Raw genomic sequence first — 22,920 nt, 5'->3', positions numbered from 1 at the left:
CAATGCAGGCTCATGCAAGCGCTGGAAGGCGGGTCTGGATCAACGTGACGGCATCCACTGAGCCCATCGGGGCCCTCGGGTCCATCGAAGCGAGGATCGCCGGGGAGCTCGGCGTCAAGGAGCGGCAGGTGAAGGCCGCGGTCGAACTGCTCGACGGCGGCTCGACCGTCCCGTTCATCGCGCGCTACCGCAAGGAAGCCACCGAGACGCTCGACGACGCACAGCTGCGCTCCCTGGAGGAACGGCTGCGCTATCTGCGGGAGCTGGAGGAGCGGCGGACGGCGATCCTGGAGTCCGTACGGTCCCAGGGCAAGCTGGACGACGCCCTGGAGGCGCAGATCCGCGGCGCCGAGTCCAAGGCGCGGCTGGAGGACATCTACCTCCCGTTCAAGCCCAAGCGGCGCACCAAGGCGCAGATCGCGCGGGAGGCGGGCCTGGAGCCGCTGGCCGACGGGCTGCTGAGCGACCCGTCGGTGGAACCGGCCGCCGCGGCCGCGGCGTTCGTGGACGACGCCAAGGGGGTCGCCGATCCGGCCGCCGCCCTGGAGGGCGCGCGGGCCATCCTGACGGAGCGGTTCGGCGAGGACGCCGACCTGATCGGTGAGCTGCGCGAGCGGATGTGGTCGCGCGGGCGGGTCGCGGCGAAGGTGCGCGAGGGCAAGGAGGAGGCCGGCGCGAAGTTCGCCGACTACTTCGACTTCGCCGAGCCGTTCACCGAGCTTCCCTCGCACCGGGTGCTGGCGATGCTCCGTGGCGAGAAGGAGGAGATCCTCGACCTCACGCTGGAGCCGGAGGACCCGTCGTCGGCCACCGAGGGGCCCAGCTCCTACGAGCAGTCCATCGCGCACCGCTTCGGCATCGCCGACCGGGGCCGGCCGGGCGACAAGTGGCTGCAGGACACCGTCCGTTGGTCCTGGCGCACCCGGGTCCAGGTGCACCTCGGCATCGATCTGCGGCTGCGGCTGCGGCAGGCCGCCGAGGACGAGGCGGTGCGGGTCTTCGCCTCGAACCTGCGCGATCTGTTGCTGGCGGCGCCCGCCGGTACGCGCGCCACGATGGGCCTGGACCCCGGTTTCCGTACAGGCGTCAAGGTCGCCGTGGTGGACGCGACCGGCAAGGTGGCCGCCACGGAGACCATCTACCCCCATGTGCCGCAGCAGAAGTGGGACGCCTCCCTGGCCACGCTGGCGAAGCTGGCCCGCGCGCACGACGTCGAGCTGATCGCGATCGGCAACGGCACCGCCTCCCGCGAGACCGACAAGCTGGCGGCCGATCTGATCGCCGCCCAGCCGGAGCTGAAGCTGACGAAGGTGATGGTGTCCGAGGCCGGTGCCTCGGTGTACTCCGCCTCCGCTTTCGCCTCGCAGGAGCTGCCTGACCTGGATGTGTCGCTGCGTGGCGCGGTGTCCATCGCCCGCCGTCTCCAGGACCCGCTGGCCGAGCTGGTCAAGATCGACCCGAAGTCGATCGGCGTCGGCCAGTATCAGCACGACCTCTCCGAGGTGAAGCTGTCGCGTTCCCTGGACGCGGTGGTCGAGGACTGTGTGAACGGTGTCGGGGTGGACGTCAACACCGCGTCCGCGCCGCTGCTTTCGCGGGTCTCCGGCATCGGCTCCGGTCTCGCCGAGAACATCGTGGCGCACCGGGACGGCAACGGCCCGTTCCGCTCCCGCAAGGCCCTCAAGGACGTGGCACGGCTCGGCCCGAAGGCGTACGAGCAGTGTGCGGGCTTCCTGCGCATCCGGGGCGGCGACGATCCGCTGGACGCCTCCAGCGTGCACCCCGAGGCGTACCCGGTGGTGCGCCGGATGGTGAAGTCGGCCGGTACCGAGGTCGGTTCGCTGATCGGCAACACCTCGGTGCTGCGCACCCTGAAGGCCGCGGACTTCGTCGACGACTCCTTCGGTCTGCCGACGGTGAGCGACATCCTCCAGGAGCTGGAGAAGCCGGGCCGCGACCCGCGTCCGGTCTTCAAGACGGCGACCTTCAAGGAGGGCGTGGAGAAGATCGGCGACCTCCAGCCGGGGATGCTCCTGGAGGGCGTGGTGACCAATGTCGCCGCCTTCGGGGCGTTCGTGGACGTGGGGGTCCATCAGGACGGTCTGGTCCATGTCTCCGCGATGTCGAAGACCTTCGTGAAGGACCCGCGGGACGTGGTCAAGCCCGGCGACATCGTGCGGGTCAAGGTGCTCGATGTCGACATTCCCCGCAAGCGGATCTCGCTGACGCTGCGTCTGGACGACGAGCACGGCAAGGGCGCGGCGGCGGGCGGCGAGCGGCGCGGCGGCGGCGAGCGCCGGGGCGGCAACGGCGGTGGCTCGCGTGAGGGCGGCCGGGGCGGCAACGGCGGCGGAGCGCGCGAGGGCGGCCGGGGCGGCGCGCCGCGGCAGCGGCAGGGCGACGGCGGACCGCGCGGCGGTGACCGCCGGGGCGGCCGCTCCGCCGGACCGGCCAACGACGCGATGGCGGACGCCCTGCGGCGGGCCGGGCTCCTGGGCAACGACCGCTGAGGCGGCTGCCGGTGCCCGGCGGCGGGCCAGGTGCCGCCGCCGGACACCGGCCCTCCCCCGCCTCGTCCCTCCTCCCGCCATGATCCGTTGTCAGTGCCTCCTGATACGAAAGGAGGCAGCTGAGAACGGGGGCGGGACATGGCGTACGACAGGACGGCGGCGGGGCACGGACCGGTGGTCGATCCGGCCGACCGGCGGGCGCTGGAGCGTTGGCGGCCGGCGGCACCGGAGGTGGTCGCCGAGGCGCGGCGGCTGAAGGAGGCCGCGCTGCTGGATTTCGGGCTGACGGACTCCGTGGTGGCGTCCTGGATCTACGCGAAGTGCCACCAGCAGATCCCGACGACGGCCGTGCCGACCGCGGCCGTGGTGGCCTCCGGGGACGGCAGCTGTCCGCTGCTCTACAACCCCGGCTTCTTCGTACGGCTGGGCCTGGAGGGCGTGAAGTTCGTCCTCTTCCACGAGGCCCGGCATCTGGTGCACCGGCATCTGTTCGCCGATCCCGAGCTGCGCGCCGACCCGGTCTTCACCCTCGCCGCAGAGGTCGCCATCAACCATGTCGCTCTGGTCCGGCTCGGCCGCAAGGAGCTGCCGCGGCTCGACGGCCGGCCCACGGGGGTCGACCCGCGCGAGGTCCACCGGGACTACGCCGCCGATCTGACGGACCAGGGCCTCGAACCGCTCGGATACGACGCCTTCGTGGAGACCGACATGACCGTGTTCTCCGAGCTCAAGCGCATGCGGGAGCCTCCCGTCCCCACAGCCTCCTGTGTGCATCTCACGGCCCCGGAGACGATGGACGGCGATCAGCCGACCCTCGACGAGACGGTGTCCTCCGCACTGGTCAACACCCTGCTCGCGGCCCGGCGCGGACACCCGGGCGCGGAGCGGGAGTTGCTCGACCTGATGGACCGTACGGACGGCACCTCGGAGCACGCGAGCCGGGTGTGGGGGCGGCTGGGCGTGGGGGCGCTGCGCGGCCGGACCCCGCGGACGGGGAAGGTCGACTGGTGGCAGCGCTGGCTGGTCGACGTCCTCGCCTCCAAGCTGCGGGAGGGCGAGCGGCTGGTATATCCGAAGAAGCGCGGCGCCCTGCTGGCGGCGCTGGGCCACGATCCGCTGCTGTCGCGGCGCGGCCCGGTGCGGGAGAAGAACCTCGTGATCGCCTATGACACCTCGGGGTCGATGCCCGACTCCGTGGTCACCTGGCTGACGGAGCTGGTCGGCTCGATCGACGGGGTGACCGCCCACTGGCTGTCGTTCGACGGGGTGGTGATGCCGTTCCGCCCCGGCGAGCGAAGCGAGATGGGGGTCCCCCCGGACGAAGTCTGGGGGAGGGTGTACGGCGGCGGGGGCACGAGCTTCCAGGCGGTGGCCGACTACGTCGAGGGCCGCACGACGGTCGACGGCCGCTGCTTCGAGGAGATACCGGACGCCGTGGTGATGCTCACCGACGGCTACGCCCCGCACATCACCCCCGCCGAGCCGGACAAATGGATCTGGCTGATCACGGCGGGCGGCAACGACTGGCCCGACCACCACACCCCGCCGATGGCCTGCCACCGTGTGACGACAGGAGACCGATGAGCACGACCACGCCGACCGCGACACCCCTGGCGGCCGCGGCGACCCCGCCCCGCCCCGCGGGGTGGCGGCCCAGCGCCACCTACCCCGAGCCCCCGGAGGGCTGGACGGGTGTCTCCCGGCTGGAGTCGTTCATCGACGCGATGATCGACATGGGCCAGACGGGCCAGATCTTCGGCGAGCACGGCATCGGCAAGACGGCCACCTTCTTCTCCCATCTGCCCCGGGCGTACCCGGATGCCGAGCTGGTCTTCGTGCCGGCCGCGAACCTCACCCCGGACGACCTGCTCGCCAACGCACCGGTGCGCGACGCCGCCACCGGCGAACTCGTCCTGCGGCAGCTGGTGATGAGCCAGCTGCGGCCGGGGAAGCCGTTCGTGCTGCTGATCGACGACTCGCTGCAGGCGGGTGCCACGATCCAGTCGCAGCTGATGCAGATCGCCTGCAACTGGACCCTGGGCGAGTACGACCTGCGGGAGCTGGGCTGCATCGGCGTCTTCCTGACGGACAACGAGTCGCTCGCGGAGACGGCGGCCCGGCGCAGCGACCTGGCCGTCCTGGACCGCATGGTGACGATCCGGATCACCGCCAACGACACGTCCTGGCGGCAGCAGCTCGCGGGGAAGTACCGCGACTGGAACCTGCGCGAGGTCTTCACCCTCTGGGCCACCCTCCCCCCGGCCCTGCGGGAGCTGCTCGCCCCGCGCACCCTCGACCACATCCTGGCCAACGCCCGTGAGGGCTTCCCGCTGCGCTGGGGGCTGCCGCTGGTCAACGGCGAGCGGCTGCGGCTGGCCGAGCCGAAGGGCGACGGCCGGCCGGGCCGGGACCGTACGACCGAGGTGCTGGACCGCATCGCGGCGGCGGTGGGCGCCGCCAACCCCGTCACGATCCCCGACCCGGTACGGGCCGTGGTGCGCGCGGCGCTGCGCAACCGCTGGTCGGTGCTGCTCCAGGGGCCGCCCGGGTGCGGCAAGACGGAGCTGGTCCGCGAGACGGTCCGCGAGGGGCTCGACGGGCGCGAGCCGCTGTACTTCTCGATGCCGGTGACCAATGTCGAGGACCTCTGCGCACCGATCCCGACCGCCGACGGGTCACTGGACAACCTGCTGGCCGCGCCGTTCACGGGCCCGGAGCCGAAGGCGATCGTCTGGGACGAGTACAACCGCCCCAAGGACAAGGCGGCGTTCGCCAAGCTGATGGAGATCACCCAGGAGTGGTCCCTGGCCGGGCGCCCGATCGAGAATCTGCGGGCGCAGGTCGCGGTGCAGAACCCCCCGTACCACCTCGGCCGCAAGCTCCTGGTCGCCCGGAACAACATCGCGCAGGCGACCCGCTTCACCGCCTCACTGACCCTCGAACCGCGGGACATCCCGGCGAACGAGTGGCTGATCGCGAAGTACGGTGCCGTCGCCGAGACGGTCCTGGAGTGGTGGAAGCACGACATCGACGAGGACGGCCGGGCCTGGATCACCAAGCGCACCATCGAGCGGCTGATCAAACTCCACCAGCGCGGGCTGCCGTTGGAGATGGGCACGGTCTATCTCGGTGACGGCGCCTACGCTCCGGTGTCGCTGACCGCCCTCCTCGACCGCCTCAGCAACCGCCCCGTCACCGGCCTCCGGGAGCTGGCCCAGGAGGCCGACGCCTGGGAGGCCCGGCTGCGGGCGGCGGCGCGGGCGTCGAGCGAGGGCTCGAACGACAGCGATCTGGTCCACCAGGTGCTGGCCAACGCGGAGTTGTCGCAGCTGAAGCAGCATCAGGAGGTGGTGGCGCGGCTGGTGGCGCTGCTTCCGCCGAAGCTGCGTTCCACCTATCTGGTGGGGGCGTCGAGCGAGGCCCAGCGCTTCTGGATCGAGGTCTTCGCGCTGATACCCCGCCGCTGAGACGGCGGACACCGCGGCCGGCGGTGCGGACCGCCGGCCGCCGACGCCGAATTACGTGGACGGGGCCGGCGGGCTCGGTTAGCCTGCCCGCATGTCCAGCCCCGAGGCATCAAGACGCTAGCCACCGGTCCTCCGGTGGCTCCTCGCGCCGGCTCGCGGTCGCGCCGTCTCCTCCTCACCGACGCGCACCGCCCGGCACTTCTCCCTGCCACCGGATCGCCGTAGTACGGGCTCTTTTCTCACCTGACGCTGCGTCATGTCTCTGACGCACCAGGTTCTTTCGCGCGGTGGCCCCGCGTGCCCGGCCGGACGGTCGCTCCCCGCACCCCGTCACGGGTACCGCTGCGCCCGCCGTCGCGCCCTGTCGATCCCCTGTGGTTGCGGAGTGTTGCTGTGCCCCTCGTTCTCTATCTGCTCGGCCTTGCGGTCTTCGCCCAGGGCACCTCGGAGTTCATGCTGTCCGGCCTCCTTCCGGACATCGCCCGTGAGCTGCGGATCTCGCTCTCCGCCGCGGGAGCGCTGACCTCGGCCTTCGCCGTGGGAATGGTGATCGGCGCACCACTGCTGGCCCTGCTGGGCCTGCGGTGGTCCCGGCGCCGCGCGCTGCTGACCTTCCTGGTCACCTTCCTGCTCGTCCATGTCCTCGGTGCGCTCACCCCCAGCTACGGGGTCCTGCTGGCCACCCGGTTCGTCGCGGCGCTGGCCAACGCCGGGTTCCTGGCGGTGGCACTGGCGACCGCGGCCGCGATGGCCGCCCCCGGCGCCAAGGGCCGCGCCACCTCCGTGCTGCTCGCGGGCACCACCATGGCGTGTGTGGCGGGTGTGCCCGCCGGTGCGCTGCTCGGTGAGCTGTGGGGCTGGCGCTCGGCGTTCTGGGCGGTGGCGCTGGTCTCCGTGCCCGCCGTCCTCGCGATCCTGTGGTCGGTCCCGGCCGACCCCACCCCGTGGTCCGCCGCGGGCCGTCCCCGGGCCCGCGCGGAGCTGCGCGCCCTGCGCAGCCCCCGGCTGGTGCTGTTCCTGCTCCTCGGCGCCCTGGTGAACGGCGCGACGTTCTGCACCTTCACCTATCTCGCCCCGCTGGCCACGGAGGTCACCGGATTCGGCGCCGGGTGGGTGCCCGCTCTGCTGGCGCTCTTCGGCCTGGGTGCGTTCGCCGGGGTGAGCGTGGCAGGCCGCATGGCAGATGACCGGCCGGTCCGGCTCCTGGCGTTCGGCGGCCCGGCCCTGCTCGCCTGCTGGACCGTGAGCGCGCTCGCCGCCGGGAGCCCCGTGGCCGTGCCGGTGCTCCTCTTCGTCCAGGGCGCACTGTCCTTCGCCGTCGGCTCCACCCTCGTCTCGCAGATCCTCTACACGGCGGGCGGGGCACCGGTCCTGGGCGGCGGGTTCGCCACGGCGGCGCTCAACGTGGGCGCGGCGCTCGGCCCCTGGTGCGGCGGCGCGGCACTCACCGCGGGCCTCGGCCACCGCTCGCCACTCTGGACGAGCGCCCTGCTGACGGCGCTCGCCCTGGTCCTGGGAGGTCTGGCTTATGTGATCTCCCGTCGGGGCGGAGCGGCGGGGCCCCGCCTCCCCGCAGGCGGACGCGACGGCGGGGAGGCGGTCCCCACGCGGTGATCGTGCCGACCGGGGTGGCCGGAGAGCAGGCCGAAGCCCGGCGCGGCAGGTGGAGCAGGACGCGCGCGCTGCATCAGGTCGTCGTGCGGCCGCGTCGGCGACGACACCGGGCACGGCACCGACGTCCCAGGGGGCGGACTTCTCGTGCGCGCCCTCGGGCCAGGCACCGGTGGTGCGGACGATCCGTTCGGGGGCCAGCGGCTCGGCGGCCGAGAGCGGGTCGAGCGGGATCTGGGCGAAGGAACCCGGCAAGCCGGGGGCCGACTTGCCGGGGGCCGGCTCCGCCCGTTCCGCGGCGACGGACGGGCTCAGCCCACCCCACCTCAGCCCGTCCCTGCTCACCCCGTCCCGGCGTAGCCGCGAATCCGCTCCAGCTCCACGGCCACATCCGTGAGCGTGGCGCAGTCCGGGACCGGTGGGAGGTCAGGGCCGGACAGCCCGCGACCGGGCGGGCGGCTCGGGTCCTCCAGGGCGTCGGCCATCGCCGACAGCGCCTGGCACAGCCCCTCGGCCTCGGCCCTGGCCGGCCGGTGTGCGCCGTGGTCGAGGCGTACCGCACAGGCGGTCGCGGCGTCCACGATGCGTTCGGCGGCGGTGATCACGGTGAGCCAGTCGGGGTTGCGGTCGCGGGCGGCGAGGAGTTCGGCCGCGGCGGTCTCCGCCGCCGCCCTGGCCTCCCCCAGCGCCCGGTAGGCGGCGCGGCGCAGCGCCAGCCTCCGGGTGGGGTCCGCGCCCGGTTCCGACTCCAGGACGTGCCGCAGGAACTGCTCGGTGCCGCGCAGCGCCGCGGTGACGCGGTGCCCGACCCGGCGGCGCGGGTCGGCGAGCCGTGGCAGATGGCCGACGACGAGGACGATGCCGCAGGCGATGGAGGTGTCCACGATCCGTTCGCCGGCGGCCTGCGGGTCGCCGCTGACATGCACGAACGACAGCACCATCAGGGTGATCGCGACCGTCTGCAGGGCGAAGTGGCGGGTGGCGAACGGCAGCAGCGCCCCGCCCGCGCCCGCCATCAGCGCCGGCCACCAGGAACCGGTCAGCAGCAGCCCCGCCCCGGCGAAGACCAGCACGCCCGCGACGGTCCCGGCGAAGCGGTTGACCGTACGGGAGAAGAGCGGGCCCAGATCCGGCTTGACGAGGAAGGTGACGGTCGCCGGGAGCCAGTACCAGTGGTCGGCCCGGAGCAGCAGGGCCACGGCGGCGCTCGCGGCGATGCACACGGCTACCCGCAGGCCGTAGTCCCGCCCGGCCGGCCCGAACAGCCCGCGGCCGCGCCGGGTCCGCCCGCCGACGGCTCCCAGCGCCCCGCGGATCACGGCCACCGGCCGGGGCACCCAGCCGGGATGGTCCGTGGACGGTACCGGCTCCGTCTCCGGCTCCCGCCGGGCGAAGGCGACCGCGGCGTCCAGCAGGGCCTGGTCGAAGGCGCCGCGCGCGGCCGTGCTGGTCTCCGGGGCCGACAGCCGGCCCGGCGGGCGCCCGGTGCGCAGCGCGTCGGCGAACCTGCGGGGGCTCTCCGCCACCCGGGCCGGCACCGGGCGGGCCTCCCACAGCAGCGCCACGCTGGCCTCGCACAGCGCGGTGGCCGCGGCGAACCGCTCGGTGAGCAGCAGTTCTTCCGTACGGGCGGACCGGCGCAGCAGCCGGCTGGTGAGGCGGCGCAGCCGGAGGGCCTCGTCGGCGCGGTCCAGGGCGGCGGTGAGCCGGCGCCGGGCGGCCTCGGCACCGGGCCCGCCGACCGCGGCCAGGGCGTCGGCGAGCGCGTCGAAGACCGTGGCGACCGCGGCCCGCTCGCCGCTGAGCGCCCCGCCCGCCGGCCGGGGCGAGCGCAGCACCAGCCGCAGCAGAAGCAGCCACAGGCAGCCGACGAGGACGTAGAGGGCCTTGGCCCAGGGCGCGCCGGGCAGCGGCATCCCGGCGCCCAGGATGGTGGCGGCCAGCATCTGCATCCCGGCGTTGGAGCGCACCGGCCCGGCCACACTGCCCGCGCCGGAGACGAACGCGACGGCGAACAGCGCGGGAACCAGCCACCAGCCCGCGTCGGCCGCCCGCAGCGAGGCGCCGATGAACATGCCGAACGCCGAGGCGAGGGCGGGCAGGCCGATGTGGACGATGCCGGTGCGCCGGGTGCCGGGGCGGTCGTTGACCCCGGCCAGCATCGAGCCGAGTGCGGCCAGGACGCCGGGCGCCGGGTGGCCGGTCGCCAGGCCCGCGCCCAGCAGCGGTCCGGCACACAACGCACCGCGGGCAACGGCCGCCCAGGGGACGGGCAGCCGCTGCCAACGGAAGGGATGGGCCAGCCAGGCGGGCACGGCGCGCGGCGCGCGGAGCATGAGCCTCCTCAGACGACGGCTTACGGAAACGGCAAGATCCGAGGGGCGACATCGGCCGACGGTGCTGATTCCAGCCTAAGGGCCACAGGAGGCCGCACCACGGCCCCGGGGTTACCGCAAGATCACGAACGGATGGCGGGCGGTCACGGCGGCTGTCCACCGGACGCGCCCCGGGGCTTTTCCGCGCCCGCCCCACCGGTTAGCGTCCCGGCATGACGCGCAACACGGATGGCCTGGACATACGGGTGGTCGGCGGTGGGGTGATCGGCCTGACGTCGGCGATCGCGCTGGCCGAGGACGGGCACCGGGTACGGGTGCTGAGCCGGGAGGCGGCCGGCGCGACGACCTCGGCGGTGGCGGGCGGGCTGTGCTGGCCCTACCGCGTCCAGCCGTACGAGCGGGCGGTGGCATGGTCGGTGCGCTCCCTCCAGGTGCTCACGGCGCTCGCCCACCGGCCGGAGGAGACCGGCGCCCGGATGGTGACGGGCACGATGACGGACCACACGACGGACGGCGGAGCGGGCGCCCCGGAGGACGCGCGCGACGGCGCCGAGGACGGCCTGGCCGCCTGGTACGACGCGGTGCCCGGACTGCGCCGGGCGCGGGCCGGGGAACTCCCCGGGGGCTGCGCCTCGGGGTGGCGGGCCCGGGTTCCCCTGGTGGACATGCCCGCCCATCTCCGCTATCTGGCGCGGCGGTTGACGGCGGCGGGCGGGGTCGTGGAGCGGCGCGCGGTCGGCTCACTGGAGGAGGCCGGGGCAGGAGCGGACGTGGTCGTGAACTGCTCGGGGCTGGGCGCGCGCACGCTCGTCCCCGACCCGGACGTCCACCCCGTGCAGGGGCAGTTGGTGATCGTGGAGAACCCCGGAATCGAGGAGTGGTACGTGGCCGCCGGCACGGGGGCGACGGACACCAGCTATCTGCTGCCGCAGCCGTACGGCCTGGTGGTCGGCGGCACGGCCCGGGAGAACGCCTGGTCCCGGGAGCCCGATCCGGCGGTGGCGGAGGCCATCGTGGCGCGTGCCGCCCGGTCCTTCCCGGAGCTGGCCCGGGTCCGCGTCCTGGCGCACAAGGTGGGGCTGCGCCCGGCCCGCCCGGCGGTGCGGCTGGCGGCGGAGCGGCTGCCGGGCGGCGTGCCGTGCCTCCACAACTACGGGCACGGCGGTGCGGGCGTGACCGTGTCGTGGGGGTGCGCGGACGAGGTGCTGGGCATGGTGCGGGAGGTCCAGGAGGGCCGCTGACCGGGCGCCGGTGAGCGCGGTGTGACCTCCGTGGCCGCGGATGTGCCGCCGGTCCGTATCTCCGTCCGCTCCCGGCCGTTCTCCCGGTAGTCGCCTCTTGAGTCCAGCGGGGGAAATGCGCCGATGCCGAGCCGGAAAAACACACGGCCCGTTCCCACAGCGGGCGAACAGGCGGAATTTTTTCGTCCGGAGCGCGCATCCATTCGCCCGTCTCATGCGTCTCATGAGCAAGCGCCATTCCTATATGGCCGCACTGCAGGGATATTTGGAGTATCCATTTTGAAAAACGGCATTAAGGGCATTCGTCGCGTATCCGCGGTTGCTGTTGCCGCGGGAGCCGTCCTGACTGCCGGGGTGTTCACCACTCCGGCGCAGGCCGCCACGCTCAAGACCCCCACGATCGCCGCCAAGGGCGGCTTCGTGATGAACAACGGCACGGGCAAGTCCCTCTTCACCAAGGCCGCGGACACCCGTCGCTCCACCGGGTCCACGACCAAGATCATGACGGCCCGGGTGGTGCTGGCCCAGCCGAACCTCAACCTTGATTCCAAGGTGACGGTCCAGAAGGCGTACAGCGACTACATCGTCGACAACGACTGGGCCTCCTCGGCCCGGCTGATCGTCGGCGACAAGGTCACCGTCCGCCAGCTGCTGTACGGGCTGATGCTCCCGTCCGGCTGCGACGCGGCGTACGCGCTGGCCGACAAGTTCGGCAGCGGCTCCACCCGAGCCGCGCGGGTCCAGTCGTTCATCGGCAAGATGAACTCCACGGCCAAGTCGCTCGGCCTGAAGAACACGCACTTCGACTCGTTCGACGGCATCGGGAAGGGCGCGAACTACTCAACTCCGCGCGACCTGACCAAGCTCGCCTCGAACGCGATGAAGTACTCCACGTTCCGTACGGTCGTGAAGACGAAGTCGACGAAGCAGAAGGTCACGACGAAGAGTGGCGGCTACCGCTACATGTCGTGGACCAACACCAACGCGCTGCTCGGCAGCTACTCGGGCACGCTCGGCGTCAAGACGGGCTCCGGCCCGGAGGCCAAGTACTGCCTGGTCTTCGCCGCCACCCGGGGCGGCAAGACGGTCATCGGCACGGTTCTCTCCTCCTCTTCGGTGGAGAACCGCACCTCTGACGCGAAGAAGCTGATGGACTACAGCTTCAAGAAGTAACCCGGTCCGGGACGGACAGAGGGGCCTGCTCGCGGCCGGAAAGCCGCGAGCAGGCCCCTTCGTCATCGCGTCGCCGGCACCTCACCGGGTCCGCGCGACACCGCGCCGGGAGACGGCCTAACCGCCGCTCTTGACTCCCGCGGCGCTGTCCTCACCGGTGCCGTCGCCGTCACCGTCCTCGCTGCCGTTGCCGTTGCCGCCGGGTCCGATCTGGAACTCGAAGTCACCGTCGTACTGCTCATGGCCCGCGATCACGGCCAGCTCGACGGCCTCCGCACCGATCTGACCGCGCACGATCAGCGGGTCGCTGCGCAGATCCCGCATCAGCGCCCAGCACATCGCGATCATCACGACCATGAACGGCACCGCGACCAGAATCGTCAGATTCTGCAGCCCCGTCAGGGCATCGCCCGAACCACCGCCGATCAACAGCATGATCGCGGCGACCGCACCGGTCACCACACCCCAGAAGATCACCACGAGCCGGGTCGGCTCGAAGGTCCCCTTCTGCGAGAGGGTGCCCATGACGATGGACGCGGCATCGGCGCCGGACACGAAGAAGATGCCGACCAGGACCATGACCAGAACGCTCATGACCGTGGCGAGCGGGTACTGGTGCAGCACGTCGAAGAGCTGGCCTTCGGGGGTGCCCGACCCGCTGAGCTTCTTGTCCTGCTGGAGCTTCATGGCCGAGCCGCCGAAGACCGCGAACCACGCCAGGCTGACCACGCTCGGTACGAGGATGACGCCGCCGATGAACTGGCGGATCGTCCGGCCCCGGCTGATCCGGGCGATGAACATGCCCACGAAGGGCGTCCAGGAGATCCACCACGCCCAGTAGAAGACCGTCCAGCTGCGCAGCCAGCCGCCCACGTCGTCACCGCTGGCGGCCTCCGTGCGGCCCGCCAGCTGCGGCAGTTCGCCGATGAACGAGCCGAGCGAGGTCGGCAGCAGGTTCAGGATGAGGATCGTCGGCCCCACCACGAACACGAAGACCGCCAGGATCACCGCCAGCACCATGTTGATGTTGGACAGCATCTGGACGCCCTTGGCGATACCGGAGACCGCGGACAGGATGAAGGCGATGGTCAGCACCGTGATCACACCGACCAGCAGAGTGGTGCTGACGCTGTCCATCCAGCCGAGCACCTTGATGCCGCTGCCGATCTGCAGCGCACCGAGCCCCAGCGAGGCCGCGGAGCCGAAGAGGGTGGCGAAGATGGCCAGGATGTCGATCACCCTGCCGCCCCAGCCGTTCGCACGCCGCGTACCGATCAGTGGTGTGAACACCGCGCTTATCGTCTGCCGCCTCCCCCGCCGGAAGCAGCTGTAAGCGATGGCCAGACCCACGACCGCGTAGATCGCCCAGGGGTGCAGCGTCCAGTGGAACATCGTGGTGGCCATCGCGGTGTCCATCGCCTGGGCGGCATCCTGGGGATCGGTGCCCGGCGGTGGTGTCGTGAAGTGCCCCAGCGGCTCGCTGACGCCGTAGAACATCAAACCGATGCCCATGCCCGCGCTGAACATCATCGCGATCCATGACACGGTGCGGAATTCGGGCTCCTCGTCCTCCTTGCCGAGGGTGATCCGGCCGTACTTGCTCACGGCCAGCCAGATCGCGAAGATCACGAATCCGGAGGCGGAGAGGACGAACGCCCAGCCGCCGTTGTCGATCACCCAGTTCAGCATCGAGGTCGATGCGCTCTTGAGGGATTCGGTGGAGGACGCTCCCCAGGCGATGAAGGCGAGGGTGAGCAGCGAGGTGACCCCGAAGACCACTCGGTCGGTTTGCGGGGGTCCGTGGTGCTCCGGTCCTTCGGGGAGAACCGTCACGGCGGGCGTGCCACCCCCGTCTCCAGCTTCTCTGACTGTGTCCGACACGTGTCAACCTTTCAATGGGCCATATTTTCCTTACCCGTTACCCCCTACCACACGACGGCAGACGTTGAGGGGCGTCGCGACCGTAAGGTGATAACCGGCCCTCCGGTCCAACAGCAGCGGAACGAGCTTCCGCAGCGGTTGGCGCAGCGGCACGACGACGCCGTCACCATCGCGGCGCCACACCACTCCGTGCCTCACCAGTGCTTCTCTGACCTGCGCAAACTGTCTCTCTTCGAGACGATAGGCGCAAGGAGGATCGGACAGTATCCGGTCTTCGGTGGCCGGTTCGTTATCCGCGCCGCCGAGATACACCGGGCCGTGATCGGTGTATCCGGCGAGCCGGGCGGCGGCGGTGGCCGCCTCGATCCGTGACCGGTGCCGGCCGGCGAAGGTGAAGGCGCCGTCGAGGGCCGCCAGCTGGGAGTTCACCCGGCGCCGGTTGTTGAGCGCGGGGTCGGCCTTCTCGGCCTCGGTGAGCGCGTCGACCCGGGTCTCGACGAGCAGACCGATCGAGCCCTTGACACCCGCGGTGTTGCGCAGAATCCGCTCCTGGCCGTCGCCCGCGACCTGCTTGACCGGATCGCCGGTCCCCGGGTCGGTCCAGATGCCGTAGACGCCGGTGGAGAAGCCCGCCCGCTGGACGGCGGGCCGCACGAAGTCCTGGGAGAGCGCGGCCGCTTCGCGGTGCACCCCGCCCGCGGTGTTGAGGTTGCGCGGCCACAGCGACAGCACGTCCTTCATGTAGTACGGCACCGTGGGCCCGTACTCGTGCAGGTCGTAGACGGTGTCGGGGCGGTAGTCGCGGAGGACCGTGGCCATCGCGCGGCCCTCGGCGGTCCGGAGGGCGAGGTGGTCGCGGTTGATGTCCGTACCGTCGGCGTTACCGCGGGTGTCCGCGGCCCGGCCGTCGGGGTTGGCGGTCGGCACGACCAGCACGCTGGTGTGTGCCAGGAAGCGCCGGGTCGCGGCGTCCTTGGCGTAGGCGAGATCGCGGACGGTGGTCAGACAGGCCTCGCGTCCGGAGGGCTCGTCCCCGTGCTGTGAGCAGATCAGCAGGACGGAGTTGCCGCGGCGGACGTCCGCCGGGCGTTCCGGTGCGGGGGCACCGATCCGGACGAGCTGGAGCGGGCGGCCCTCTCCGGTGGTGCCGATCCGGTCGATCCGTACGCGCACCGAACCCCGGTCGACGGCCGTGAGGAAGTCCTGTTCCTCGGCCTGACCGGTCCAGCGGGCGCCGTGGCTGGTCTCGAATCCCGTACGGGGTGCCGGGGTCGCGGTGGCGGGAGCGGGCGGCGGGGTCGCGCCGAGGGTGGCCGTCAGCCCGATGGCCAGCGGCCCGGCGGCGAGGCGGCGGGGGCGGGGGATCACGAGGGGGAGCCTCCCTTGGGTGAGCGGTGGAGGTGGGGTGGGCCGGTCCGGACCGGTGGGGCCGCCCGCGGTGGGGCGGCCCCGGTGGTCATCCGGCCGGCAGCCGGCTGATGGCGGGCGGCGGCGCGACACCGTCCAGCGGTGCCGCCCCGTCCGGGTGCCCCGCGGTGCCCGCGGTGGCGCGGGCGAAGGCCGGTGCGCCGCCGGTCAGCGGCAAGGCGGCGGAGGTACGGGACAGGTCGAGGGTGAGCCGCGGGGTGGACGCGGGCGGGTCGATCAGACCGGCGTCGGTGCCGGCCACGATGAGCGCGAGCCGGTGCCCGGCGGGCACGACGTGATCGCTCGCGGCCAGGTCCACGGTGAGGGTGTAGGGCTTGCCGGGGGTGAGCGGGCGGCCCTTGTGGGGGTCGGCGTAGTTGCCGAGGTCGGCCCAGCCGCGGCTGACGACGGTGTGGGCGACCTTCCGGGTGTCGGCGGCGGTCTCCTTGAAGCAGCCGGTGTCGCCGGCGTTTCCGGCGCCCCAGCAGGTGCGCCGGTCGAGGGTGGTGACGCCCTCGCCGTCGGCCGCGTAGTCGCGGATGGTGTCGGGACCGAGGTCGGCCAGGACGGCGGAGACATGGGCGGTCGAGGTGCTCGGGGTGACGGTCACGGTGACCGTGCCGGAGCCGGACAGCCGCAGCGGTGCACGCAGCGGCCCGGTGCGGAACCCGGCCTTGGCGGCTGTCGGGGCGTCGATGGCCGCCGCCCAGTCGGCCTCGCTCAGCTTCGGGTCGTCGGTGAAGGTCTCGGTCGCGCCCGGTGGCGCCTTACGGGTCCCCAGCACGCCGACACCGGGTGCGGTGCCGCCGCGGGGCCACAGCGTGGTGGGCACGGTTCCCGGAGCGGGCCACCGTGGGTCGGTGGCCCACCTGTCGGGTGAGCGCTCGATATCGGCCATCGGCGTGCGCTCGATGCCGTTGTCGTAGCCCAGCAGATAGTGGTCGAACCAGTGGTGCAGGGTCTTGACCCAGGCGCCCCGCCGGTAGTCGAAGGGGTCGACATGTCCGGTCTGGGAGAGCCAGATCTTGCGCTCGACGCCGTGCCGGGCGAGCGCGTCCCACCACTGCCCGGCGTGCCGGGTCCGGACGTTGAGGTCCTGCATGCCGTGCACCATGAGCACGCTGGCCCGGACCCTGCCCGCGTGGCGGACGTAGTCGCGCTCGGTCCACAGGCCGGTCCAGTCGCCGGTGCGGGGCGCGCCGGCGGCGAGCTTCTGCTGCACGGCGGTGCAGCGCCTGCGTGCCTCGGGGCTGTCGACGACGTCGGCGAGGCCATCGGGGCCCGAGTTGTAGAGCGGGGCACCCTTGGCGAAGTAGTAGTCGTACCAGGAGGAGATGCCGGCGATCGGGACGATGGTCCTGAGTCCCCTGACGCCGGTGGCCGCGACGCCGTTGGCGACGGTGGCGTCCCAGCTCTTGCCGATCATGCCGGTGCTGCCGTTGGCCCAGCCGGCGGTGACGGGTGCGCCGCCCGTCCGCGCGGTGTAGGCGCGGCCCCGGCCGCCGAGCCAGTCGACGACGGCTTTGGCGGACCGGATGTCGGAGCGGCCGCCGACGTCGGCGCAGCCGTCCGAGCGGTTGGTGCCCGCGAGGTCCACCAGGACGGTCGCATAGCCGCGCGGCACGAAGTAGTTGTCGTAGAAGAGCGGGAAGCCGACCGGCCGGCCCCGTTCGTCGTAGGTCTTCTTCTGGCTCTCGTTGCCGCGTCCGCAGCAGGAGTAGTACGGACTGGCGTCCATGATCACGGGGATGCGGCGGCCCTGTTGTGCGGGTTCGGCGGGCCGCACGATGTCGGCGGCGACGCGGTCGGTTCTCCCGTCCGCGTCGCCGTCCAGCCGGGTGTCCACCCAGACCGTTTCGCGTATCGCGCGGTCGTAGGAGTAGACGGGTCTGCTCTCACCGGGCGCCGCCCGCGCGGTGGCCGGCAGGGTCAGGCCGGACAGCAGGGCGACGACGGCTGCCATCACGAGCGCTGTGAAGGGGATGCGGGGAATCCGCGCAGGAATCGTCACGGGCGGACGGTAGCGCGGTGCAACTCCCCTGCGTAAGAGCCTGTCCGGGCAGCTCGGGCCCGCCGGAGTCCGAAAACAGGTCCATGGGTCGCTTTTCCGCCTCGCGAGCGGCCCGGAATCGGCTGCCGCGGCCGCGGCGCCTTCCGCCGGGGACCGGGACGGCGGAGGCTCCCCGGACCGGAGGGACGGATGGTGGTTCATGTCGGTCATGTGTCAGATCGGGCCATGTACATGACGCCGGCCCGGCGCAGTACATAGGGTCTGAACAGAGCCATCCCCCCTACGAGTTGGAGGACTCGTGCGTCACAGACTCCTCGTTCCGGGCGCGGCCGCGCTCAGCCTGCTGCTGGCGATACCGGCCTCAGCGGCCGACTTCACACCGGGCGCTCCGGGAGTGGGCGACAGCTACTACCCCGAGAGCGGAAACGGCGGATACGACGTTTCCCACTACGACCTGCGACTCAAGTACCAGCCGAAGACGGACCTGCTGGAGGGCACGGCCACCCTGCTGGCCACCACCACCCAGGACCTCTCCCGCTTCAACCTGGACTTCGGCCTCAAGGTCAGCGAGATCCGGGTCAACGGCAAGAAGGCCGCCTTCGCCACCTCCGGCAAGCACGAGCTGGAGGTCACTCCGGCCACGCCGCTGGAGAAGGGCAAGCAGATCAGCGTCGTGGTGCGCTACGCGGGCAAGCCCTCGGAGCTGAAGTTGGACGGCTACAGCGCCTGGGCCCGCACCCCCGACGGCGGGGTGATCGCCCAGGAGCCGGACGCCGCCGTGTGGTGGTTCCCGAGCAACGACCACCCCACCGACAAGGCCACGTACGACATCTCGGTGGCGGTCCCGGACGGCACCCAGGCGCTGAGCAACGGCGTCCTGGCCTCGCAGTCCTCCAAGCTGGGCTGGACGCGCTACAACTGGCGCTCGGACAAGCCGCAGGCGACGTATCTGACGACGCTGGCCGTCGGCAAGTTCGACGTCACCACCGACAAGACCGCGAACGGCCTGCCGGTGCTCAACGCCGTCAGCAAGGACCTCGGCGCGAACGAGGGCTCGGCGAAGGCGAGCATCGAGCGCACCACCGAGATCACCGAGTGGCTGGAGAGCGTCTTCGGCACCTATCCGTTCAACGCGGTGGGCGGCTACGTGCCGAACGTGCCGGCCGGGTACGCGCTGGAGACCCAGACCCGCCCGTTCTACGGGAAGAAGGCCTTCGACCGCGGCACGAACGTGTCCGTCGTGGTCCACGAGCTGGCGCACCAGTGGTACGGCGACAGCGTCTCGCTGAAGGACTGGAAGGACATCTGGATCAACGAGGGCTTCGCCGCCTACAGCCAGTGGCTGTGGTCGGAGAAGGAGGGCGAGGGCACCGCCCAGGAACTGGCCGATCACGTCTACGCCCAGCACCCGGCCGACGACCCGTTCTGGAAGGTCAAGCCCGGCAACCCGGGCGCGGAGAACCAGTTCGACGGCGCGGTCTACGACCGTGGTGCGCTGACCCTCCAGGCGCTCCGCAACAAGGTCGGCGACAAGGCCTTCTTCGGCCTCCTCAAGTCCTGGCCGACGGAGAACCGGTACGGCAACGCCTCGGTCGCCGACTTCGTGAAGTTCGCCGAGAAGAAGTCCGGCAAGAAGCTGGCCGGCTTCTTCGACACCTGGCTCTTCCAGCCGTCCCGGCCGACGGCGGGCGCGGCCAAGCAGGCCCTCGGGACCCGGCAGGGTCCGGTCCCCGAGCCCAAGTCGTGGAAGCAGATCGCGGCCACGCACGACGTGCACGGGCACTGAGCCGGTGGACGCGCGCTGAACGAGACGGAGCCGGGGTTCCCCGGCTCCGTACGCGCGCCGCGTCCTACCCGCGCGCCGCCCGCCGGGCCCGGTACGCGATCGGCATGAACCGCAGCCGCTCCGGGAGCACCGGCACCACGGCGCGCACGAGGCGCCCGAGCCGCCGCAGCCTGCGTTCCTGGGCGTCCGTCCACTCCAGCCCGATGGCCTGCCGGGCGTCCGGCGGCATCAGCCCGATCGTGAGGAAGCGCCGGACGCGGGCGAACCGCGGGAGCAGCCACGGCCAGGACAGGCGGAGGAGCAGCCGCAGCCACCGCGGGCCGCGGTCGGGAGCCGGCAGCGGCAGGTCGGTCGCCAGCAACTCCCTGACCACGACGGTCTCTTCGAGGTCGTTGTCGAGGACCTTGCGGTAATACGGCCAGAACTCTTCGAGGGTCTGCGGCATATCGCGGTCATGGATGCCCAGCACCCGGCCGACCTGGAGCCACTCCGCGTACAACTGGCGCTCCTGCGCCTCGGTGAAGGGGCGGCCGAGGTAGTGCTGCGCGTGCCGGAAGACCGGGTAGCCGGTGGCGTGCACCCAGGCGTAGTAGGCGGGGGTGAGCGCGTGGTAGGAGCGGCCGTGTGCGTCGGTCCCCTGGATGGTGCGGTGCATGGCCCGCAGGCGGCGGCCCTCCGCGGCCGCGGCCTCCCCTCCGTACACCCAGAGCTGCAACGAGGCCAGCGACCGCTCGCCGCGCCCCCAGGGGTCCGTACGGAACATGGAGTGGTCGTCCACACCGGCGCCGACCGCCGGGTGGGCGACCTGCATGGCCAGCGCGGGCTGAAGCGTCAGCAGCATGCGGATGTCCCCGGCCAGCGACCAGAGCACGCCTCCGACGGGCGGGGGGATGGGATCAGTTTTCGCCGCATTCATGGTATTAATCATCATACGGTGACTCTCCGCGACCGGCGGACGCGGGGCCCACTCCGCGCCACCCGCCCGGGCTCCGGCACCCCCGGGCGCGACGCACGGCGACCCACGGCCCGGACGAGCGGCTCGCCAACACCTCCGCGAACGGCCCCACTCGGCCGGGAGGATACCCAAAGCGGCAGCACGGGAACGCGAATTGCACGCGGACAGGTACCAGGAGTCCGGGCGCCGCGAGCGGACAACGACACCGGGCCATCTGCCGCCCCACGCGCCGCTCCTGACGCCTGCGCGGATTCCGCTTCGCCGGGCGAGCGGCGGAGGGTACCCCGCCACTCGGCACCCGCCCGTGCGCCACCGCCCCACCCAACCCACCGTGACGCTATGGGCAATATTCACCTTCACGAGTGGTTTCGCCGACCCCTTAAACCTCTGAGCTGGGGCGATCAAATCACCACGTTTCCCACTGGACACAGATAGTGACATGGGCGGCACGGAACGCGACACTCGCAATGTTCGTCAGAGCCACTCGAAAGGAGCAGTTCATGTCCTGTCCTCCCCCTCCGGTTGACGCCCGCAAAGCTCTCGACTTTCTGAGGACCAGCGGACTCGTCGACCTCAGCGTTCCGCTGCAGCGCGTCGTCGACCAGGTCAGCCAACTCGATGACGTCGCCGGCTACGTGCTCGCCTGGGAGCGCTACGTCCTCGTGGTCGCCAACCAGGTCGCGGAAGACGACTCCGCCGCGGGCAACTGAGCCATTGACACCGCCGATCGCCGGGAGGCATTCCATGGACACGACGCAACCCGGTGACGGATCGTCACAAAGGCGCGCGGTGGAGACCAGGGCAGTCGCCTGGCTCGCTGCGCGCCGCTCTCTGATCGACCCGGCCGAAGCGGCCGCGGACCGGGTGCTGTTCGCCCGCAAGGCCCTGATCGAAACCGCCTTCCTCGTGGGGCTGCGGGCGCGCCTCGACCCGGAACCCCTCGACGAGGCCTACTCAGTCCTCCTCGACCAGGTCGAGAAGGTCGCGGCCCGCCCCTCCTACCGCGAGCTGATCGCCCGGGACGAAGCCGCCCTCCTGCTGTACGCGGGGACTTATGCGGCACTCCGGCTCTGCGGCCGCGAGGACCCGGAGTTCCGGCAACTGATCACCCAGGCCGCGGCCGGCGGCTACGCGGCGGTCTTCGAGCGGATTCCGTACCGACAGCTCGACCTGCTGCACACCCTGGAGCTGTGCGGCGTCGCTCACCCGCTGCCCGATGTGGCCGACGTGCTGCCGTTCACCCTGCTCTGCAACGAGCCGAACGTCGTCAAACTCACCGACCGCGACATCTACGCCGTCACCCACACGCTCTTCTACGCCACGGACTTCGGCCTTCGCGAGCCCGACTGGCCGCCGGGCTTCGACCCGGCCGCGGCGGTGGAGCTGCTCGAAGCGCTCCTCGTGCTCACCCTGGACCAGGGGAACGCCGATCTGGCGGGAGAGCTTCTCTGCTGCCTGCTGTGCCTCGGGGTGCGGGACTCCGTGGAGGCCCGCCGGGCCTGGGCCTTCCTCATGGCGACGCAGGAGGACGACGGGCGGGTCAACGGGCCGGCCGGTGTGGTCCATCCCGGGCTCGCCGACGGCGACGACGCGTACCGGCACTGGGCCACCGGCTACCACACCACCATCGTCGCGGCGCTTGCCGCGCTCCTGGACCGCAGCCCCAAGGTGCTGCGGAAGCCCCGGCCGTCGGCCCCGCCGTCCCGTACGAGCGTGGAGCAGCCGCTGCGACAGGCCGTGACGTGGCTGGCGGACACCAGCCTGCGCCAGGAACCGGCCGTGTCCCTGCCCGCCGCGGCGGCGGTCGCCCATGGTGCCGCGGCCCTGGGCGAGCCCGGGCTCGCCCGTCCGCTGCTCCTCGACTTCTCCGAACGGCTGGCGGACGCGGACCCGGAGGTGTGGCAGGAGCACGGGATGGAGGTCGTCGGCGAGTTCGCGTCCGGCCTGCGGACCCTCGGGATCACCTGCGCCTCACTCGACCTGTTCCTCAAATCCACCGCCGCTGCCGTCGAACGCCTCGACCGGGTGCCGCCGCAGGCGGTGCACAACGTCCAGCGCCTCGTCGGCCTGGGGCTGCTCTCCCCGCGGCGCGCGGCCGCGCTGACCGGTGGCGCCGAGGCACCGCCCCCGGCACCGGAGACCGCCGTCGCCGACCTGCCCGGCGCCTGGAAGGACTACCACCTGGGGCGCCTCGCGGGGTACGTCCGGGACGCGGCCCGCGCCGGGAGGGCTCAGCACCGCATCACCCGCGACGTGGTCGCCTTTCTCCTCGCCCAGCAGAGCCCGTGCGGCGCGTTCGGCCGCCCGGCCTGCGACGATCCGTCGGACCGGGAGCGCGCGATGCTGTCCTGGACCAGGAGCACCGTCATCGCCCTGGCCGCCGTCCACACGGCCCGCGAAGCGGTCCCCACGGGCCCCTGATCGCGTCCTGCCCGGACCGCCCCGGCTCCGGGCAGGCCCGGCAAGTGCTTCCGCCTGTCCATCTCGCGTCGTCCGGACGGTTACCTCGAAGTAACCCCAGCTGCTTGGATAAGCGTCGCTG

The 22,920-nt window shown here is 72.0% G+C and carries 14 protein-coding genes; 9 read left to right on the top strand and 5 right to left on the bottom strand.

Annotated features, from left to right (window positions below; genetic code table 11):
- Positions 1-44 precede the first annotated feature (44 nt).
- From ACWC9R_RS08485 to ACWC9R_RS08470, 4 genes are all read left to right on the top strand, one after another.
- The gene (locus ACWC9R_RS08485; RefSeq protein ID WP_450729624.1) at positions 45-2,510 is read left to right on the top strand and encodes a Tex family protein; all 2,466 of its coding nucleotides are present in this window, start codon (positions 45-47) and stop codon (positions 2,508-2,510) included.
- 138 nt (positions 2,511-2,648) lie between these two features.
- Positions 2,649-4,094: a DUF2201 family putative metallopeptidase gene (locus ACWC9R_RS08480; RefSeq protein WP_450729622.1), complete on the top strand. Its 1,446-nt coding sequence runs from the start codon at positions 2,649-2,651 to the stop codon at positions 4,092-4,094.
- Entirely contained in the window at positions 4,091-5,977 is a 1,887-nt protein-coding gene (locus ACWC9R_RS08475) for an AAA family ATPase (RefSeq protein WP_450729620.1), read from the top strand. Before ACWC9R_RS08480 ends, ACWC9R_RS08475 begins: the two co-directional genes overlap by 4 nt.
- A gap of 393 nt (positions 5,978-6,370) precedes the next feature.
- On the top strand, positions 6,371-7,591 hold the full coding sequence (locus ACWC9R_RS08470; RefSeq protein WP_450729618.1) for a Cmx/CmrA family chloramphenicol efflux MFS transporter: 1,221 nt from the start codon (positions 6,371-6,373) through the stop codon (positions 7,589-7,591).
- A 338-nt stretch (positions 7,592-7,929) separates the two neighbouring features.
- Here the strand turns inward: ACWC9R_RS08470 and ACWC9R_RS08465 are convergent, their stop codons facing one another.
- Positions 7,930-9,924, bottom strand: coding sequence for an FUSC family protein (locus ACWC9R_RS08465; RefSeq protein ID WP_450729616.1), 1,995 nt, complete (start codon positions 9,922-9,924; stop codon positions 7,930-7,932).
- 212 nt (positions 9,925-10,136) lie between these two features.
- Between ACWC9R_RS08465 and ACWC9R_RS08460 the strand changes: the two genes are divergently transcribed.
- Together ACWC9R_RS08460 and ACWC9R_RS08455 are read left to right on the top strand one after the other, a co-directional pair.
- The gene (locus tag ACWC9R_RS08460) at positions 10,137-11,165 is read left to right on the top strand and encodes an NAD(P)/FAD-dependent oxidoreductase (protein WP_450729615.1); all 1,029 of its coding nucleotides are present in this window, start codon (positions 10,137-10,139) and stop codon (positions 11,163-11,165) included.
- 279 nt (positions 11,166-11,444) lie between these two features.
- Positions 11,445-12,338 carry a D-alanyl-D-alanine carboxypeptidase family protein gene (locus ACWC9R_RS08455; protein ID WP_450729613.1) on the top strand — a complete coding sequence of 298 codons (894 nt, stop codon included), beginning with the start codon at positions 11,445-11,447 and terminating at the stop codon, positions 12,336-12,338.
- 117 nt (positions 12,339-12,455) lie between these two features.
- On the opposite strand, the gene ACWC9R_RS08450 is transcribed toward ACWC9R_RS08455, so the two are convergent.
- The 3 genes from ACWC9R_RS08450 to ACWC9R_RS08440 all read right to left on the bottom strand — a co-directional run bounded on the left by ACWC9R_RS08450 (position 12,456) and on the right by ACWC9R_RS08440 (position 17,589).
- Complete coding sequence (locus ACWC9R_RS08450) at positions 12,456-14,171, bottom strand: BCCT family transporter (protein ID WP_450729611.1); 1,716 nt, start codon at positions 14,169-14,171, stop codon at positions 12,456-12,458.
- A gap of 78 nt (positions 14,172-14,249) precedes the next feature.
- Entirely contained in the window at positions 14,250-15,587 is a 1,338-nt protein-coding gene (locus ACWC9R_RS08445) for a M14 family metallopeptidase (protein WP_450729609.1), read from the bottom strand.
- Between the two features lie 88 nt (positions 15,588-15,675).
- Positions 15,676-17,589, bottom strand: a complete 1,914-nt coding sequence (locus ACWC9R_RS08440; RefSeq protein ID WP_450729656.1) for a Xaa-Pro dipeptidyl-peptidase — start codon at positions 17,587-17,589, stop codon at positions 15,676-15,678.
- A 346-nt stretch (positions 17,590-17,935) separates the two neighbouring features.
- Here ACWC9R_RS08440 and ACWC9R_RS08435 point away from each other — a divergent pair, with 346 nt between their 5' ends.
- Positions 17,936-19,423 (top strand): M1 family metallopeptidase, encoded by a 1,488-nt coding sequence (locus ACWC9R_RS08435; RefSeq protein WP_450729607.1) that lies wholly within the window; start codon positions 17,936-17,938, stop codon positions 19,421-19,423.
- A 64-nt stretch (positions 19,424-19,487) separates the two neighbouring features.
- Here the strand turns inward: ACWC9R_RS08435 and ACWC9R_RS08430 are convergent, their stop codons facing one another.
- Positions 19,488-20,339: an oxygenase MpaB family protein gene (locus ACWC9R_RS08430; RefSeq protein WP_450729605.1), complete on the bottom strand. Its 852-nt coding sequence runs from the start codon at positions 20,337-20,339 to the stop codon at positions 19,488-19,490.
- 539 nt (positions 20,340-20,878) lie between these two features.
- On the opposite strand from ACWC9R_RS08430, the gene ACWC9R_RS08425 reads away from it, so the two are divergent.
- Both ACWC9R_RS08425 and ACWC9R_RS08420 read left to right on the top strand, forming a co-directional pair.
- Positions 20,879-21,088: a hypothetical protein gene (locus ACWC9R_RS08425; RefSeq protein ID WP_362600963.1), complete on the top strand. Its 210-nt coding sequence runs from the start codon at positions 20,879-20,881 to the stop codon at positions 21,086-21,088.
- A 79-nt stretch (positions 21,089-21,167) separates the two neighbouring features.
- On the top strand, positions 21,168-22,799 hold the full coding sequence (locus tag ACWC9R_RS08420) for a DUF6895 family protein (protein ID WP_450729603.1): 1,632 nt from the start codon (positions 21,168-21,170) through the stop codon (positions 22,797-22,799).
- Positions 22,800-22,920: the final 121 nt, after the last annotated feature.

It is taken from the genome of Streptomyces sp. NPDC001219, assembly GCF_053597915.1.
The sequence above is the reverse complement of the archived record's forward strand: the minus strand, read 5'-3'. Positions and strand labels throughout refer to the sequence as shown.